Genomic DNA, 13,752 nt, shown 5'->3' with positions numbered 1-13,752 from the left:
GTTGCCGCGTCGTTTGTCACAGGGTTATCACCTTCTTGAGCAGCGTGCTGGAGAGCACAGCGAGAGAAATGAGCACCGACAGGATAAACGTTAGCGCAATCACGCCCAGCTTGGTGGCTAACGAGTGAATAGGGATCAGCATCACCAGCAGGTGGAAAACGGAGTAGTGCAGAATATAGACCCCGGTCATCGCTTTGCTAACCGTCGCCAGCACCGCCTCCTTCAGTTCGCGGTTCTTTTTAAACTGCACGGCGTTAGCGGCGATCACCAGCAGGACGATCAGAATATAAATTTGCGATCCCGTCAGAATGAACGCATTGCGATCGGCTTTAAACAGCGCGAAGAAAAAATGGCGTTCATAAAACCAGGTAAATAAATAGACAAAGGGCAGGGCGATAATGGAGGCTTTAATCACCCGCGGGTCGCGTATCCACTCCGTGACTCGCGGATCGTTAAACAACTGCCCGGTTAAATAAAAAAGTAGCCATGTCCACAGACGATACTGCGGCGGCAGGCTGAAGAGATGTTTGTCCGGGTAGAGCACCGAGAGCAGGTCGTAACCATAAGCGCAGCACAGCAGCGTCAGAACCACGGTGAAAAACAGGCCCCGCCGCTGGCTGAGCCAGGCGATAAAGGGATGGAAGGTATAGATCACGATCAGGGCGAAAATAAACCAGGGCTGGATCAGGTAGCCGCGCTGATAAGGCTCCCAGACATAATAGACCGTTACCCAGAACAGAAAGACGATGACCACGCTTTTAATTTTGCCGATTTGCCAGTTGGCATCGTGACGCGTCTGTGCATCAAGATAACCAGCCACCACAAAAAACAACGGCGTCGCGATGGTCGAGATAAAGGTCAGCAGCCCGAGGATCCAGTGATAGTCATAATCATAGTGATCCCAGGTGTTATAGATAGTGAAAAAGGTCACCGCTGTCATACAGCCTAATGTCTTGATAATGCTGAGACCGGTACTGTTCATCGTTGAGGCGTCATATCCTTATGGTGGAAGCAAGCGTAAATTACCGGCAGAACCAGTAGCGTCAGTACGGTGGCAAAGGCGAGGCCGAACATGATCACCACCGCCATACTCTGGAAAAAGACATCGCGCAGCAGCGGGGCAAGGCCAAGCACAGTAGTAAAGGCGGTCAGCAGGATCGGCCGCAGACGAGAGGTTGCCGCATCAATGATTGCTTGTCTTTGATCTTTCTCCTGTTTTTGTTGCTCTATCTCTTCCACCAGCACAATGCCGTTGCGGATCAGCATACCGCTGAGGCTAAGCAGGCCGATTAAGGCCATAAAGCCGAAAGGGATGCCGGTCAGCAAAAAACCGGGCGTGACGCCGATCAGCGCCAGCGGGACGGTCAGCCAGATGGCAACAGCGTTTTTCAGCGAACTGAACATCAGCACCGTAATGATAAACATCACCAGATAGCCAAGCGGTAGGGTCGTGAACAGCCCTTGCTGCGCTTCACTGGAGTTTTCCGCATCGCCGCCCCATTCGATGCGGTAGCCATGCGGCAGCGTCAGCGCGTCAATGCGCGGTTTCACTCTGGCAAGGATATCGCCCGACGTTTGGCCGCTTTGCGGGCTGGGGTCGGTCTGAACGGTAAGCACGCGGGTGCGATCGCGACGGAGAATCAATGGATCTTCCCACTCCAGCGAGAAGCCATGGATGACGTTACTCAACGGAATATACTGCTGCCGGCTCTGGCTCCAGACCAGCACGTTATTCAGGTGATTGGCATCCTGTCGCTCTGCTTCCGGCGGACGGACGATAACCGGCAGCAGGTCGGCGCCCTCGCGATATAACCCGGCGCGACTGCCGGAGAAATTCATCTCCAGCGCGCTATCAATATCCTGTTTATCCACCCCCAGCTCACGTCCCAACGCCAGAGAGTATTGCGGGCGGATCACCTTGCTGCGGTTCTGCCAGTCGTTACGTACGCTGTCGGTCGCCGGATCCGCGGCGAGAATGTCGCCCACCTGACTGGCCAGCGCGCGCAGGGTATCCGGATCAGGGCCCTTAATGCGCACTTCAATCGCGCTATCGCCGGACGGGCCGAACATAATGCGTTTGGTGCTGGCGTTCACCTGCGGGTAGTTTCTGGCAATCCAGGCCTCGACGTGGCGGGTGACGGGGGCGATACTGCGCTGGTCGTCCATCCGCACCATAATCTGCGCGTAGTTGCTGTACTGGCGCTGCCCGCTGTAGGTGAGAATAAATCGCATACTGCCCTGGCCAATGGTGGAGACGGTGGTAGCCACCCCCGGCTGGCTGGCGATCGACCGCTCAATATCGCGGGTCATCTGCTCGGTGGCGTTAATATCGGTACCGTAGGGCAACCACAGGTCGACAAAGAAAATGGGCGTATTCGATGACGGAAAGAAATTCTGCCGGACGAAGGTGAAGCCCCAGATCGCCCCGGCTAACAGCGCGCCCATCAGCACCAGCGTCAGGGTCTTTTGCTGCAGCAGTATTCGCAGCGTCTGCTGATAGCCGCGATAAAAGCGGCCGCGGTAGGGATCGGCTTTTTCCTTCGGCGCCTCGGCCGACGGGGCGTTTTTAAACAACCACCACTTGATGAGTACCGGCGTGATGGTCAGGGCGGAAAACCAGCTGAGCATCAGGGAGATCAGCAGCACCTGGAACAGGGATTTGCAATATTCCCCGGTGGAGTCTTGTGAGAGGCCAATTGGCGCGAAGGCGAGGATGGCGATGACCGTGGCGCCGAGCAGCGGCAGGGCGGAGCGGCGGATCACATAGTTAATTGCGCCCAGCAGCGGAGAGCCTTGCTGGCGGGCGATCAGCACCCCTTCGACAATGACAATGGCATTGTCCACCAGCATACTCAGGGCGATGATCAGCGCCCCGAGCGAGATCCGTTGTAACTCGATCCCCCAGATATACATAATAAGCAGGGTGCCGAGAACGTTGAGCGCCAGCGACAAAGCAATAATGATCCCGCTGCGCACCCCCATGAACACCAGCAGCACGCCGACGACGATCGCCAGGGCCATCAGGAAGTTGGTAATAAAACCATTGACCGAGTGGGCGACCTCTGCCGCCTGATCGTAAAAAATGGCGATGTCGATACCCGCCGGTTTATCGGCGGCCATCTGCTGAAGTCGGGCTTCGAGGGCATGCCCCACGTCAATGACGTTAACGCCAGGGATAAAGGAGACCCCCATGGTCACCGCCTGGCGGCCGTTGGCATGATAGATACTGGAGGGAGAGTCGGTCAGCCCGCGCGACAACGTGGCAATATCCCGTAGTCGGGTGGTGGCGCTGGCGCCATGAGGGCTGACCAGAAGATCCCCCAGTTCATCGATATTCTGAAACTCCCCGGTGGGGTGAAGGCGGATCGATTCGCTGCCGGCGCGGATCTCCCCGGCGCTGGATACCACGTTGAGCCGGGTCAGGATAGCGGCAAGCTGGTTAAGCGTAATACCGCGCGCCGCCATTTTCGCCAGCGAGATATCAACATTGATCTGCTGTGGAATCGCGCCGCCAATGGCGACTTTGCCGACGCCCGGCACCAGCACCAGCTCACGGCGCAACTGCTCGGCATAGCGCACCAGCTCAGGATTGGTAAAACTGTCGCCCGAAATGGCGAAGAAAAAGCCAAACACATCGCCAAAGTCATCATTGACGAAGGAGGGGACTACCCCCGGGGGAAAAAGCCGGCTGGCGTCACCGACGCGGCGACGCAGCTCATCCCAGATTTGCGGCAGTTCGCTGGAATGGTACTGCGAAGCAATATTCACTGTAATTTGCGATAAGCCATTCGAGGAGATGGAGCTGACGTTATCCAGCGAGGGAAGCTGCTGAATCGCGTTTTCCAGCGGCAGGGTCACCTCCTCCTCCACCTGCTGAGCGGACGCGCCAGGGTAGTGGGTGACGATCACCGCCGTTTTGATGGTGAAGGCGGGATCTTCCAGGCGGCCAATATTGAGCAGGGCGAACAGGCCACCCACCCCCAACAGCAAAATGGCTAACCAGACGCGGGTCGGGTTGTTAATAAACTGACGGGAAATGTCCATTTATAATCCTCGTTCACGCGTCCAGATCCGCACCGGCTGCCGGTCGTGGAGTTCGCTTACCCCCGCTGCAACCACCTGTTCGCCCGCACGGAGCCCTTCGGTGATCATCACTCCCTGCGAGGTCACTTCCCCGACCGTGACTCTGCGCTCTTCAAGATACAGATGGGCGTTTTCGCCTTTTACCACCCAGACGACCGGTTCATTCTTCGGTCGGTTATCGGGGTTAAACACTGCTTCCACGGGCACTACGAGGGTTTCCCGTCCGGCGCTGGCCGGCAAATTGCCGAGATTGACCGTCACGGTGCCGCTAACCCCGCCGACGGTGGGAAAATCATCTGGTCGCGGCATGGTTAAAATGATCTGCCAGGTGAGGGTGCTGTTGTCGCTGCTGCCGGTATGCTCTTTGTATTCCGCGGTAAACTCGCGGCCCGGCAGAGTATTGATCCTGACGACGGGGCGGTAGGCGGTATTGCGGATATCGAGCGAGGTGAACAGATTTTCCGGAATGCTGAAGACCACATCGAGCAGGTCGGTACGCGTCAGGGTAATCACCGGCTGGCCAGCGGCGACCACCTGATGATTACGGATATGCACGCCGGCGGCAATCCCGCCGAAGGGGGCGGTGAGACTCATTTGCGCCAGCTCTTCACGGGCAATTTTCAAGGCCGCGTTGGCGGCATCGCGATTGGCGCGCTGCACGTCCATCTCCGCCTGGGAAATCGCCTGACGTCCTGCCAGGGTCTGGAAACGATCAAACTGACGCTGGGCGAGGGTTGCCGCCGTTTGTCGCTCATTGACCCGCTGCTGGGCTTCGCGGGCATTCAGACGCGCCAGCGTTTGTCCCTGAGTTAGGGTTGCACCCTGGCGAATATCCAGTGACTCCACCTGACCACCCCGTTTAAACGACAGCTCGGTGGAGTCGCCAGACTCGATGCGGGCTGGAAACGTCCGCTGCTGGGTGTTACCCACGGCGGTGACTTGCGCCACCTTGACCATCCGGGGAGCGGCTTCGACGGACGGCGCTTTCTGATCGCAAGCGGTTGTTAATAAAATAACAACCGGGATGAGAGAAAAATAACGGTTCACAGTATTCCCCTCAGACTCATGATTTATTTTACGTTTTTATTAGGCGGCGCACGCTTATTCTGCGAGGGCGGCGACAACCAGATAGGTGAATAGTCCTACCAGTGTACAGGCGACAATGGCCAGCGCGACAAACAATCCCAGACGTAACAGGCTATAACCAAACATGATTTTCTCCCTTAACTCCCACCCGAACCGCGAATGTCATTTCGCCCGGCACAATGTGTGACCGTCGGACATTCGGTGCGGCACTCCTGCTTGTAATCAGCATAGTCGGAGAAAACATGAAGTGTTAAAAAAGAGAATACCGCGTCGCTGTTGGCGTCAAGGGGTTAAGGGCAGGAGATCTGCGGGCTTTCGCGGGCTTTTATAATATTTTTCAGTCTATTAATGGCCCATTTTCTAATGTTAATTTTCCTGTGCTACGTTTAATAACATCGATTCCGCTTGCCGCTTCTGTTGTTGAGATTTGCTTCCTCCCCAAGTATGGGGCTATTCATCACTACGCATTGTATTGGTAATAAAAGGATTATCTCATGTATAAAAATATCGTTGTTCCCGTTGACGTGTTTGATGCAGGCCTGGCCGACAAAGCCCTCTCTCATGCGAAGTTCCTCGCCCAGCACTCTGCCGGGCAAATTCATCTTGTGCATGTTATTCCGGCATTTTCACCGGTATTAACGCGTGGATTTATCTCTGATGCGCGAAAGATGGAAGAGCATTTGATTTCTACCGCTAAGGAAAAACTCAGCGATCTGGTAAAGAAAAATTCTCTGGCGGAAGAGACCAGCCATCTTTATGTGCGCAGTGGCAATATTCGCGATCAAGTGATTGACCTGGCCGATGAGCTGAAAGCGGACGTGGTGATTGTCGGTTCGCGCAATCCGGGGATCCAGACCCATCTTCTGGGCTCTGAAGCGGCAAACATCGTGCGCTACGCCCATGTACCGGTTTTCGTTGTGCGCTGATGACGGCGGGATGTCGTCCTGACTTCCGCTTCAGAAATCGAGGGAGAGAGTATGAATACAGATAAACCGGGGGCGCCCTTCTATCAGCGTTCCGTCGAGGAGACGCTCGCCAGCGTGCAAAGTACGCCGGAGGGCATTAGCGGGACAGAAGCGACCACACGCCTGCAGCAGTATGGCGAAAACGCCCTGCCGCAGAAGCCGGGTAAGCCAGCCTGGCTGCGTTTTATCGTGCATTTTAACGATGTACTAATCTACGTGCTGCTGGCGGCGGCGCTGCTGAAGGCGGTGATGGGCCATTGGATCGACATGGCGGTGATCCTCGCGGTGGCGGTCGTCAATGCGCTGATTGGCTTCATCCAGGAAAGTAATGCGGAGAAATCGCTGCAGAGTATCCGCAATATGCTGTCCAGCGAAGCGGTAGTGATCCGCCAGGGTAACCATGAAACCATCCCCACCACCTCGCTGGTACCCGGCGATATCGTGGTGATCCGCGCCGGCGACCGTATCCCCGCTGATTTACGGGTGATTGAGGCGCACAACCTGCGGGTGGAAGAGGCCATCCTCACCGGGGAGTCAACGGTGGTGGAAAAAACCACCGAGCCGCTGAGCGGCGATTTACCGCTCGGCGATCGCAGCAACCTGTTGTTTTCCGGTACCACCGTCAGCTCAGGGGCGGGCAAAGGGATCGTGGTGGCGACCGGCGGCGATACCGAGCTGGGTCACATCAACCAGATGATGGCGGGCATTGAAAAACACCGTACGCCGCTGCTGGTGCAAATGGACAAGCTGGGCAAAGCCATCTTTATCCTCATTCTGGTGATGATGGCGGCGCTGTTCGTCTTTAGCCTGCTGTTCCGCGATATGCCGGTCTCCGAACTGATGCTGTCGCTGATTAGCCTCGCGGTGGCGTCAGTCCCGGAAGGCTTGCCGGCGATTATCTCGATTATTCTGTCGCTCGGTGTGCAGGCGATGGCGCGCCAGAAAGCGATTATCCGCAAGCTGCCGACGGTGGAAACCCTCGGCGCGATGACGGTTATCTGTTCGGATAAAACCGGGACCCTCACCATGAACGAAATGACGGTGAAGGCGGTGATCACCGCGGACAGCGTCTATCGGGTGGAAGGGGATAGCTATGAGCCGGTCGGTAAGATCCACGCCATTGATGACCCGACGCCGGTCGCGGTCGCGCCTGGCACGCTGTTCGAACGCTATCTGCGTACCATCGATCTGTGTAACGACAGTCAGCTTATTAAAGATGAGAGCGGGTTGTGGAAAATCACCGGTGGCCCGACCGAGGGGGCGCTGAAGGTACTGGCGGCGAAGGTTACTCTGCCGCCGCTGACCAGCGAGCTGCGCAGTAAAATTCCTTTTGATTCGCAATATAAATACATGTCGACCCTCTACCGGCTGGGTGAAGAGGAGGTGGTGCTGGTCACTGGCGCGCCGGATGTCCTGTTCCGCTTGTGTCAATATCAACAGAGCGACAGCGGATTGCAGCCGCTGGATCTACCGTACTGGGAAGGCAAAATTGAAGAGTACGCCCGGGAAGGGCTACGGATGGTGGCCGCGGCCTGGAAGCCGGCTTCCGCAGGCCAGACGGAACTAACCCATCAGGATCTGCAGCAGGGGGTGATTTTGTTAGGGGTTGCCGGGATGATGGATCCGCCGCGTCCGGAGGCCATCACGGCGATTGCCGACTGCCTGCAGGCCGGGATCCGCGTGAAGATGATCACCGGCGACCACCCGCAAACGGCGATGAGTATCGGCAAGATGCTGGGGATTGGCAATGCGGGGAATGCCATTACCGGGCGCGAACTGGAGGTGATGGACGACGCGCAGCTGAGCGTGGCCGCGCAGCAGTATGATATCTTTGCCCGAACCAGCCCGGAAGATAAGTTCCGCCTGGTGCAGGCCCTGCAGAGCAAGAAAGAGATTGTCGGGATGACCGGCGACGGGGTGAACGATGCTCCGGCGCTGAAGCAGGCTGACGTCGGCGTGGCGATGGGGATCAAGGGGACCGAGGTGACCAAGGAAGCCGCCGATATGGTGCTGACCGATGATAACTTCGCCACCATCGCCAGCGCGGTCCGCGAGGGGCGTCGGGTGTATGACAACCTGAAGAAAACCATTCTCTTTGTCATGCCGACCAACCTTGCGCAGGGGTTACTGATCGTGATCGCGCTGCTGGCGGGCAACGTACTGCCGCTGACGCCGGTGCTGATCCTGTGGATGAACATGGCCACTTCCGCCACGCTGTCGTTTGGTCTGGCGTTTGAAGCCGGTGAGAAAAATATTATGCGGCGGCCGCCGCGTGATCCGAAAATTCACGTCATGGACGGCTTTGCCATCTGGCGCGTGGCGTTTGTGGGGTCGATGATTGCGGTCAGCGCATTTATTCTCGAAGCCTGGCTGCAGCCGCGCGGCTATTCGCCGGAGTTTATCCGTACCGTGCTGTTGCAGACCCTGGTCACCGCCCAATGGTTCTATATGCTGAACTGCCGCGTGTCGGATGGTTTCTCGTTGACGAAAAGTCTGCTGGCTAACAAAGGGATCTGGATTGTCAGCGGCGTGCTGCTGGTGCTGCAGCTGCTGATTATCTATGCGCCGTTTATGCAGATGCTGTTCGGTACCACCGGGCTGCCGTTCCGCTACTGGGTGATCACCTTCATCATCGGCTTCGCGATGTTCCTGATCGTTGAACTGGAAAAACCGCTGACCCGCAAATGGCGAACCGCCTGACGGCGTGACGTGCAGTACGCAAAAGAGAACACGCAAAAGAGAAGAGGGGGCATCGCCCCCTCTCTGGCTGACGACAAACCTGTTTCGTCATTGTGCTCGCATTTCTGCCGGGTGGCGGCATTCGCCTTACCCGGCCTACGAAAGACTTCAATATCAAACCGTTATGCAGTTAGCTGTAGGCCCGCGCAAGCGCAGCGCCGCCGGGCAATCCCTGAAGATTGCACGTTGTCAGCAGTCTGAGAGAGGGCATCGCCCTCTCTTTTATTATGGTTCACGCTTGTTGCGCGTTACTGTTTCGGCTCGGCGACCACAGTGCTTCCCACGCCGCGGTTGTTATATTCCCACATGCGATTGACGCTATTGTCGTTGAGGTTGCGCTGCAGATTGCCTTTGGCATCTACTGCGCCAACGTTACCGCTAAAGGCACGGTTTGAACCGACCGCTGCCGCCCACGGCTGGGCGATGTTAAAGCCTTCATTGATGACGCTGTCGCGGATCACGACCTGGCCATTGCTGTTGCCGTCAACGTCCAGCGCGCGGCCCAGCTGCGCGACGTTATCGCCGGACGCGGTAAAGCGGCTGTTGGTCGCCAGGAAGCCGTAGGTCACGCTCTTCAGGGTAGCCGGCGCGAAAACATAGGCTTCTTTCTGGGTACGCGAGTTCACCACGCGGAAATCGGTGTTATCAAATACCACCGCGCCGCGACCGGACACGATATCCACATCGCCTTCAATGTAGCTGTTGGTCACCAGGGTGCGGGTCTGGCGGTTATCCTGCAGACGGTTCTGCACGCCGCTGTTGGTCACAAAGAAGGTGTTCTGACGGCCAAGAATATTGACCTTGTTGATCTGCACCTGATCGCCATCGGTGCGCAGGGCGACGGCCTGGTGAGTACCGGCGTCGACGCTGTCGCCAAGGTTGTTGGCGATGGTCAGGTTCTGCAGCTGCAGGCCGTTATTCTGCGACCAGAAGACCGCAGAGCACATCACGCCGACGGTGGCCGCGGATTTATTCTGGCAGCTATCGAACATATACCATGCCGGTTTGCCCGGCATATATTTACCGCCCGGATTGACCAGACGGCGCCAGGTGTTGCGATCCATTTCAGAATCAATGGCTTCGCTGATTTTCACGTCAATCGGTTTATCGCCGGTACCATACAGGGTCAGGGCGCCAGGCGCCGCCGGTACGTAAACCGTTCCCGGGTACTCGCCAGGCATGATGGCAATAAACAGACGGCGATTTGAATGACGGGCAATCGCCGCATCGACCGCCGCCTGGACGGTGGTATGGGTCACGCCCTGGGTTCCCGCCGGGCCAACGATAAAGTCAGGCTGCGCCGGCAGGCTGATGGCAGATGGCGTCCAGGCCGCGGCATTGGGAGTCAGCGACTGGAAATAGGCCGCCGGGGTAAAGTTTTTCGCTTCATCGGCGTTCAGAATGGGACGCGCGGTGGTGCCCGGTGCAGTCTGCGTAGAGGGCTGTTGATCGGCAGGCGTCGAGCTACAGGCGGACAGCGTCACGCCGAAGGCCAGCGCCAGCGCCAGACGGGAAACGGAATATGTGTTCATGTTGCTCCGGGCAAAATTAAGCGTAGTGAAATACCCCGGCTGAGACGCCAGGGTATAAGTCCTTTAAAACCTGCTGTTTTATACTAACTTGAACGAAACGGGAAGACATGGGCGGAAAAACTTACCGTCTTTACGCAACGTGCAGTCCTGCTGGATGGTCTTTAGTCACAAAAAAATAACATTTCCCCGCGCTATTGTTGACTTTATCGGCGTTATGAAAATAAATGTCTATACAACCCATGACAAGTTAAGCGCTATGACTCAAGCCACCTCTGAACGCGTTATCTGGCGAAACGCGCGTCTCGCCACCCTGAACCCTGATTACTCTCAACCCTACGGTCTGCTGGAGCGCCATGCGCTGCTGGTGCGCAATGGCCGCATTGAGGCAATTGTCGCCGACGCTGACGCTCCCGGCGGGCGCAGTATCGATCTCGAAGGCCGGCTGGTTACGCCGGGTTTAATCGACTGCCATACCCACCTGATCTTTGGCGGCAGCCGGGCGCAGGAGTGGGAGCAGCGGCTGAACGGCGTCTCCTATCAAACCATCAGCGCTAACGGCGGTGGGATTAATTCCACCGTGCGCGCCACGCGCGACAGCAGCGAAGCTGAACTACTGGCGCTGGCGCAGCCGCGTCTGGCGCGCCTGCTGCGTGAAGGGGTGACCACCCTGGAGATTAAATCAGGCTACGGTCTCGATCTGCAAAACGAACGCAAAATGCTGCGGGTCGCCCGCCAGCTGGCCGACGACAATGGCGTGGAACTGTCGGCGACGTTGCTCTCCGCCCACGCCACGCCGCCGGAATATCATGGCGACGCCGATGGCTATATCTCGCTGGTCTGCGAGACCATACTGCCGACGCTGTGGCAGGAGGGACTGTTTGAAAGCGTTGACGTCTTCTGTGAAAACGTTGGCTTCAGCCCGCAGCAAACCGAGCGCGTATTTCAGGCGGCGCAGGCGCTGGGCATTCCGGTAAAAGGCCACGTTGAGCAGCTCTCGTCGCTGGGCGGTGCGCAGCTGGTGAGCCGCTATCACGGACTGTCCGCCGACCATATCGAGTATCTGACGGAAGAGGGCGTGGCGGCGATGCGCGAAAGCGGCACCGTGGCAGCTCTGCTCCCCGGCGCGTTCTACTTCCTTAATGAAACCCGCAAACCGCCGGTGGAACTGCTGCGCAAATACCAGGTGCCGATGGCGGTGGCGACCGATTTCAACCCCGGCACCAGCCCCTTCGCCAGCCTGCATCTGGCGATGAACATGGCCTGCGTCAAGTTTGGTTTAACGCCGGAAGAGGCCTGGGCCGGGGTAACGCGCCATGCCGCGCGGGCGCTGGGGCGGCAGGACAGCCACGGTCAGCTGGCGGCGGGCTTTGTGGCTAACTTTGCCATCTGGGATGCCGAGCATCCGGTCGAGATGGTGTATGAGCCGGGGCGCGCGCCGCTCTGGGGACGCGTGGTACGAGGAGAACTGCAATGATGCTGTGGCAAGCTACGCCCGCCAGTCTCTGGCAGGGACGCGATGATAGCGCGGAAGCGCCTAATGCGCTGCGCCTGTTCCAGACTATCGCCCGCGCGGAACGCTTCGCGCCGCAGGAGATGCCCGGTGATATCGCGCTGCTCGGCTTCGCCTGTGACGAAGGCGTCCGGCGTAACAAAGGGCGTACCGGCGCCGGGCATGGTCCGGAAGCGCTGCGCCGGGCGCTGGCCAATATGGCCAGCCATCAGGGCCACGACCGCTGCGTGGATATGGGCACCATCAGCGTCGACGGCGAACAGTTAGAAGCCGCGCATCAGGCGCTGCGCGAGGCGGTGGCCGCCTGCCAGCGTGCCGGTAAACGTACGCTGGTCCTGGGCGGCGGCCACGAGACGGCCTTCGGCCACGGCGCTGGGGTACTGGATGCCTTCCCGGGCGAAAAAGTGGGCATTATTAATCTCGATGCGCATCTGGATTTACGCTTTGCCGAATGCGCCAGCTCCGGGACGCCGTTCCGCCAGCTGGCGCTGGAGTGTGACGCCCAGCAGCGCGGTTTTCACTATACCTGCATCGGCGTCAGCCGGGCGGCGAACACCCAGGCGCTATGGGATGAAGCAGCGCGCCGCCAGGTGGCTGTCGTTGAGGATCTGGCGGTGCTGGCGGACTTCGACACTCACGTGTTGCCGGAGCTGGAGCGCAATATCGCGCAGTACGATCGTCTGTATCTGACCATCGATCTCGACGTGCTGCCGGCGCGCGAAATGCCGGCGGTTTCCGCGCCGGCGGCGCTGGGCGTGCCGCTGGCAATCCTGCTGCGCATCGTTGAGCCGTTGTGCCGCAGCGGAAAGCTGCAGGCGGTGGATTTGGTCGAGTTTAATCCGCAATTTGACATCGACGGACAGGGTGCCCGCGCGGCGGCCCGTCTGGCATGGCAAATCGCCCATTGGTGGCGCTAGCGATCCGCGCTATTATTTTCGCTTCGCCGCTCCGCTTATTATGCATAAGGAAAGCCAGGCCATGTTTGCACAACAACCTCGTTCCGCGCCCGCGCCTTTCTATGAAAAGGTGAAGCAGGCGATTAGCGAAAAAATCTACCGCGGCGAGTGGCGTCCGCACGACCGAATTCCCTCGGAGGCTGAACTGGTTGCCCAGTTCGGCTTCAGCCGGATGACCATCAACCGCGCGCTGCGCGAGCTGACGGATGAAGGCCTGCTGGTCAGGCTGCAGGGGGTCGGGACCTTCGTCGCCGAGCCGAAAGGGCAGTCGGCGCTGTTTGAAGTGCGCAGCATTGCCGATGAAATTGTCTCTCGTCGCCATCAGCACCGCTGTGAAGTGCTGCTGCTGGAGGAGACCGAAGCCGATCTCATTCAGGCGGAGGCGCTCACCGTCGCCGAAGGCACGCGTATCTTTCATTCACGGATGGTGCATTTCGAAAACGAGGTTCCGGTACAAATCGAAGATCGCTGCGTGAATGCTGCGGTGGTGCCGGATTACTTGTTACAGGATTACACCACTACCACGCCGCATGATTATCTGTCGCTGATCGCGCCATTAACCGAAGGCGAACATATTGTCGAGGCGGTGCAGGCGACGTCAGAGGAGTGCGCGCTGCTGCGCATTCTGCCGCACGATCCCTGCCTGCTCATTCGCCGTCGCACCTGGTCGAAGACGCATATTGTCTCTCACGCTCGCCTGCTGTTCCCCGGCGCGCGCTACCGTCTGCAGGGCCATTTCAGCTCGTAATTTTCCCTGGCGTCAGCAAAACGTGATTGCTGACGCAATATAACAAAATTGTATCATTTCTGTTAAATCCTGGCTTGCGCAGAGTTGTATAGACAAGTATATGTATCTACGTACACAACGTTAATTGTCAGGA

General features: G+C 58.1%; 9 protein-coding genes. 5 read left to right on the top strand and 4 right to left on the bottom strand.

Features of this window, described 5'->3' with window-relative positions:
• Nucleotides 1–16: 16 nt before the first annotated feature.
• The 3 genes from FHW76_RS06525 to FHW76_RS06515 are packed head-to-tail and all read right to left on the bottom strand — an operon-like array spanning nucleotide 17 to nucleotide 5,130.
• Complete coding sequence (locus FHW76_RS06525) at nucleotides 17–940, bottom strand: acyltransferase (protein ID WP_162493330.1); 924 nt, start codon at nucleotides 938–940, stop codon at nucleotides 17–19.
• Between the two features lie 38 nt (nucleotides 941–978).
• On the bottom strand, nucleotides 979–4,044 hold the full coding sequence (locus tag FHW76_RS06520) for an efflux RND transporter permease subunit (RefSeq protein WP_012542407.1): 3,066 nt from the start codon (nucleotides 4,042–4,044) through the stop codon (nucleotides 979–981).
• Nucleotides 4,045–5,130, bottom strand: a complete 1,086-nt coding sequence (locus tag FHW76_RS06515) for an efflux RND transporter periplasmic adaptor subunit (protein WP_012542406.1) — start codon at nucleotides 5,128–5,130, stop codon at nucleotides 4,045–4,047.
• Between the two features lie 533 nt (nucleotides 5,131–5,663).
• On the opposite strand from FHW76_RS06515, the gene FHW76_RS06510 reads away from it, so the two are divergent.
• Both FHW76_RS06510 and FHW76_RS06505 read left to right on the top strand, forming a co-directional pair.
• Nucleotides 5,664–6,095, top strand: coding sequence for a universal stress protein (locus FHW76_RS06510; RefSeq protein WP_008805723.1), 432 nt, complete (start codon nucleotides 5,664–5,666; stop codon nucleotides 6,093–6,095).
• A gap of 51 nt (nucleotides 6,096–6,146) precedes the next feature.
• Entirely contained in the window at nucleotides 6,147–8,834 is a 2,688-nt protein-coding gene (locus FHW76_RS06505; RefSeq protein WP_016160519.1) for a cation-transporting P-type ATPase, read from the top strand.
• Nucleotides 8,835–9,121: 287 nt separating this feature from the next.
• Here FHW76_RS06505 and FHW76_RS06500 read toward each other — a convergent pair whose 3' ends face one another.
• Nucleotides 9,122–10,405: a putative acyl-CoA thioester hydrolase gene (locus FHW76_RS06500; protein WP_008805725.1), complete on the bottom strand. Its 1,284-nt coding sequence runs from the start codon at nucleotides 10,403–10,405 to the stop codon at nucleotides 9,122–9,124.
• Between the two features lie 154 nt (nucleotides 10,406–10,559).
• Between FHW76_RS06500 and hutI the strand changes: the two genes are divergently transcribed.
• From hutI to FHW76_RS06485, 3 genes are all read left to right on the top strand, one after another.
• Nucleotides 10,560–11,879, top strand: a complete 1,320-nt coding sequence (hutI, locus tag FHW76_RS06495; protein ID WP_177330872.1) for an imidazolonepropionase — start codon at nucleotides 10,560–10,562, stop codon at nucleotides 11,877–11,879.
• The gene (gene hutG / locus FHW76_RS06490) at nucleotides 11,876–12,832 is read left to right on the top strand and encodes a formimidoylglutamase (protein WP_008805727.1); all 957 of its coding nucleotides are present in this window, start codon (nucleotides 11,876–11,878) and stop codon (nucleotides 12,830–12,832) included. Before hutI ends, hutG begins: the two co-directional genes overlap by 4 nt.
• Before the next feature lie 61 nt (nucleotides 12,833–12,893).
• Nucleotides 12,894–13,619: a histidine utilization repressor gene (locus tag FHW76_RS06485; RefSeq protein ID WP_008805728.1), complete on the top strand. Its 726-nt coding sequence runs from the start codon at nucleotides 12,894–12,896 to the stop codon at nucleotides 13,617–13,619.
• Nucleotides 13,620–13,752: the final 133 nt, after the last annotated feature.

Origin of the sequence: Klebsiella sp. RC2 (assembly GCF_014192815.1) — a bacterium.
GTDB classification, from domain to species: Bacteria; Pseudomonadota; Gammaproteobacteria; order Enterobacterales; family Enterobacteriaceae; genus Klebsiella; species Klebsiella variicola.
Note: the sequence above shows the minus strand (reverse complement) of the source record. Positions and strands in the feature narration are given on the sequence as shown.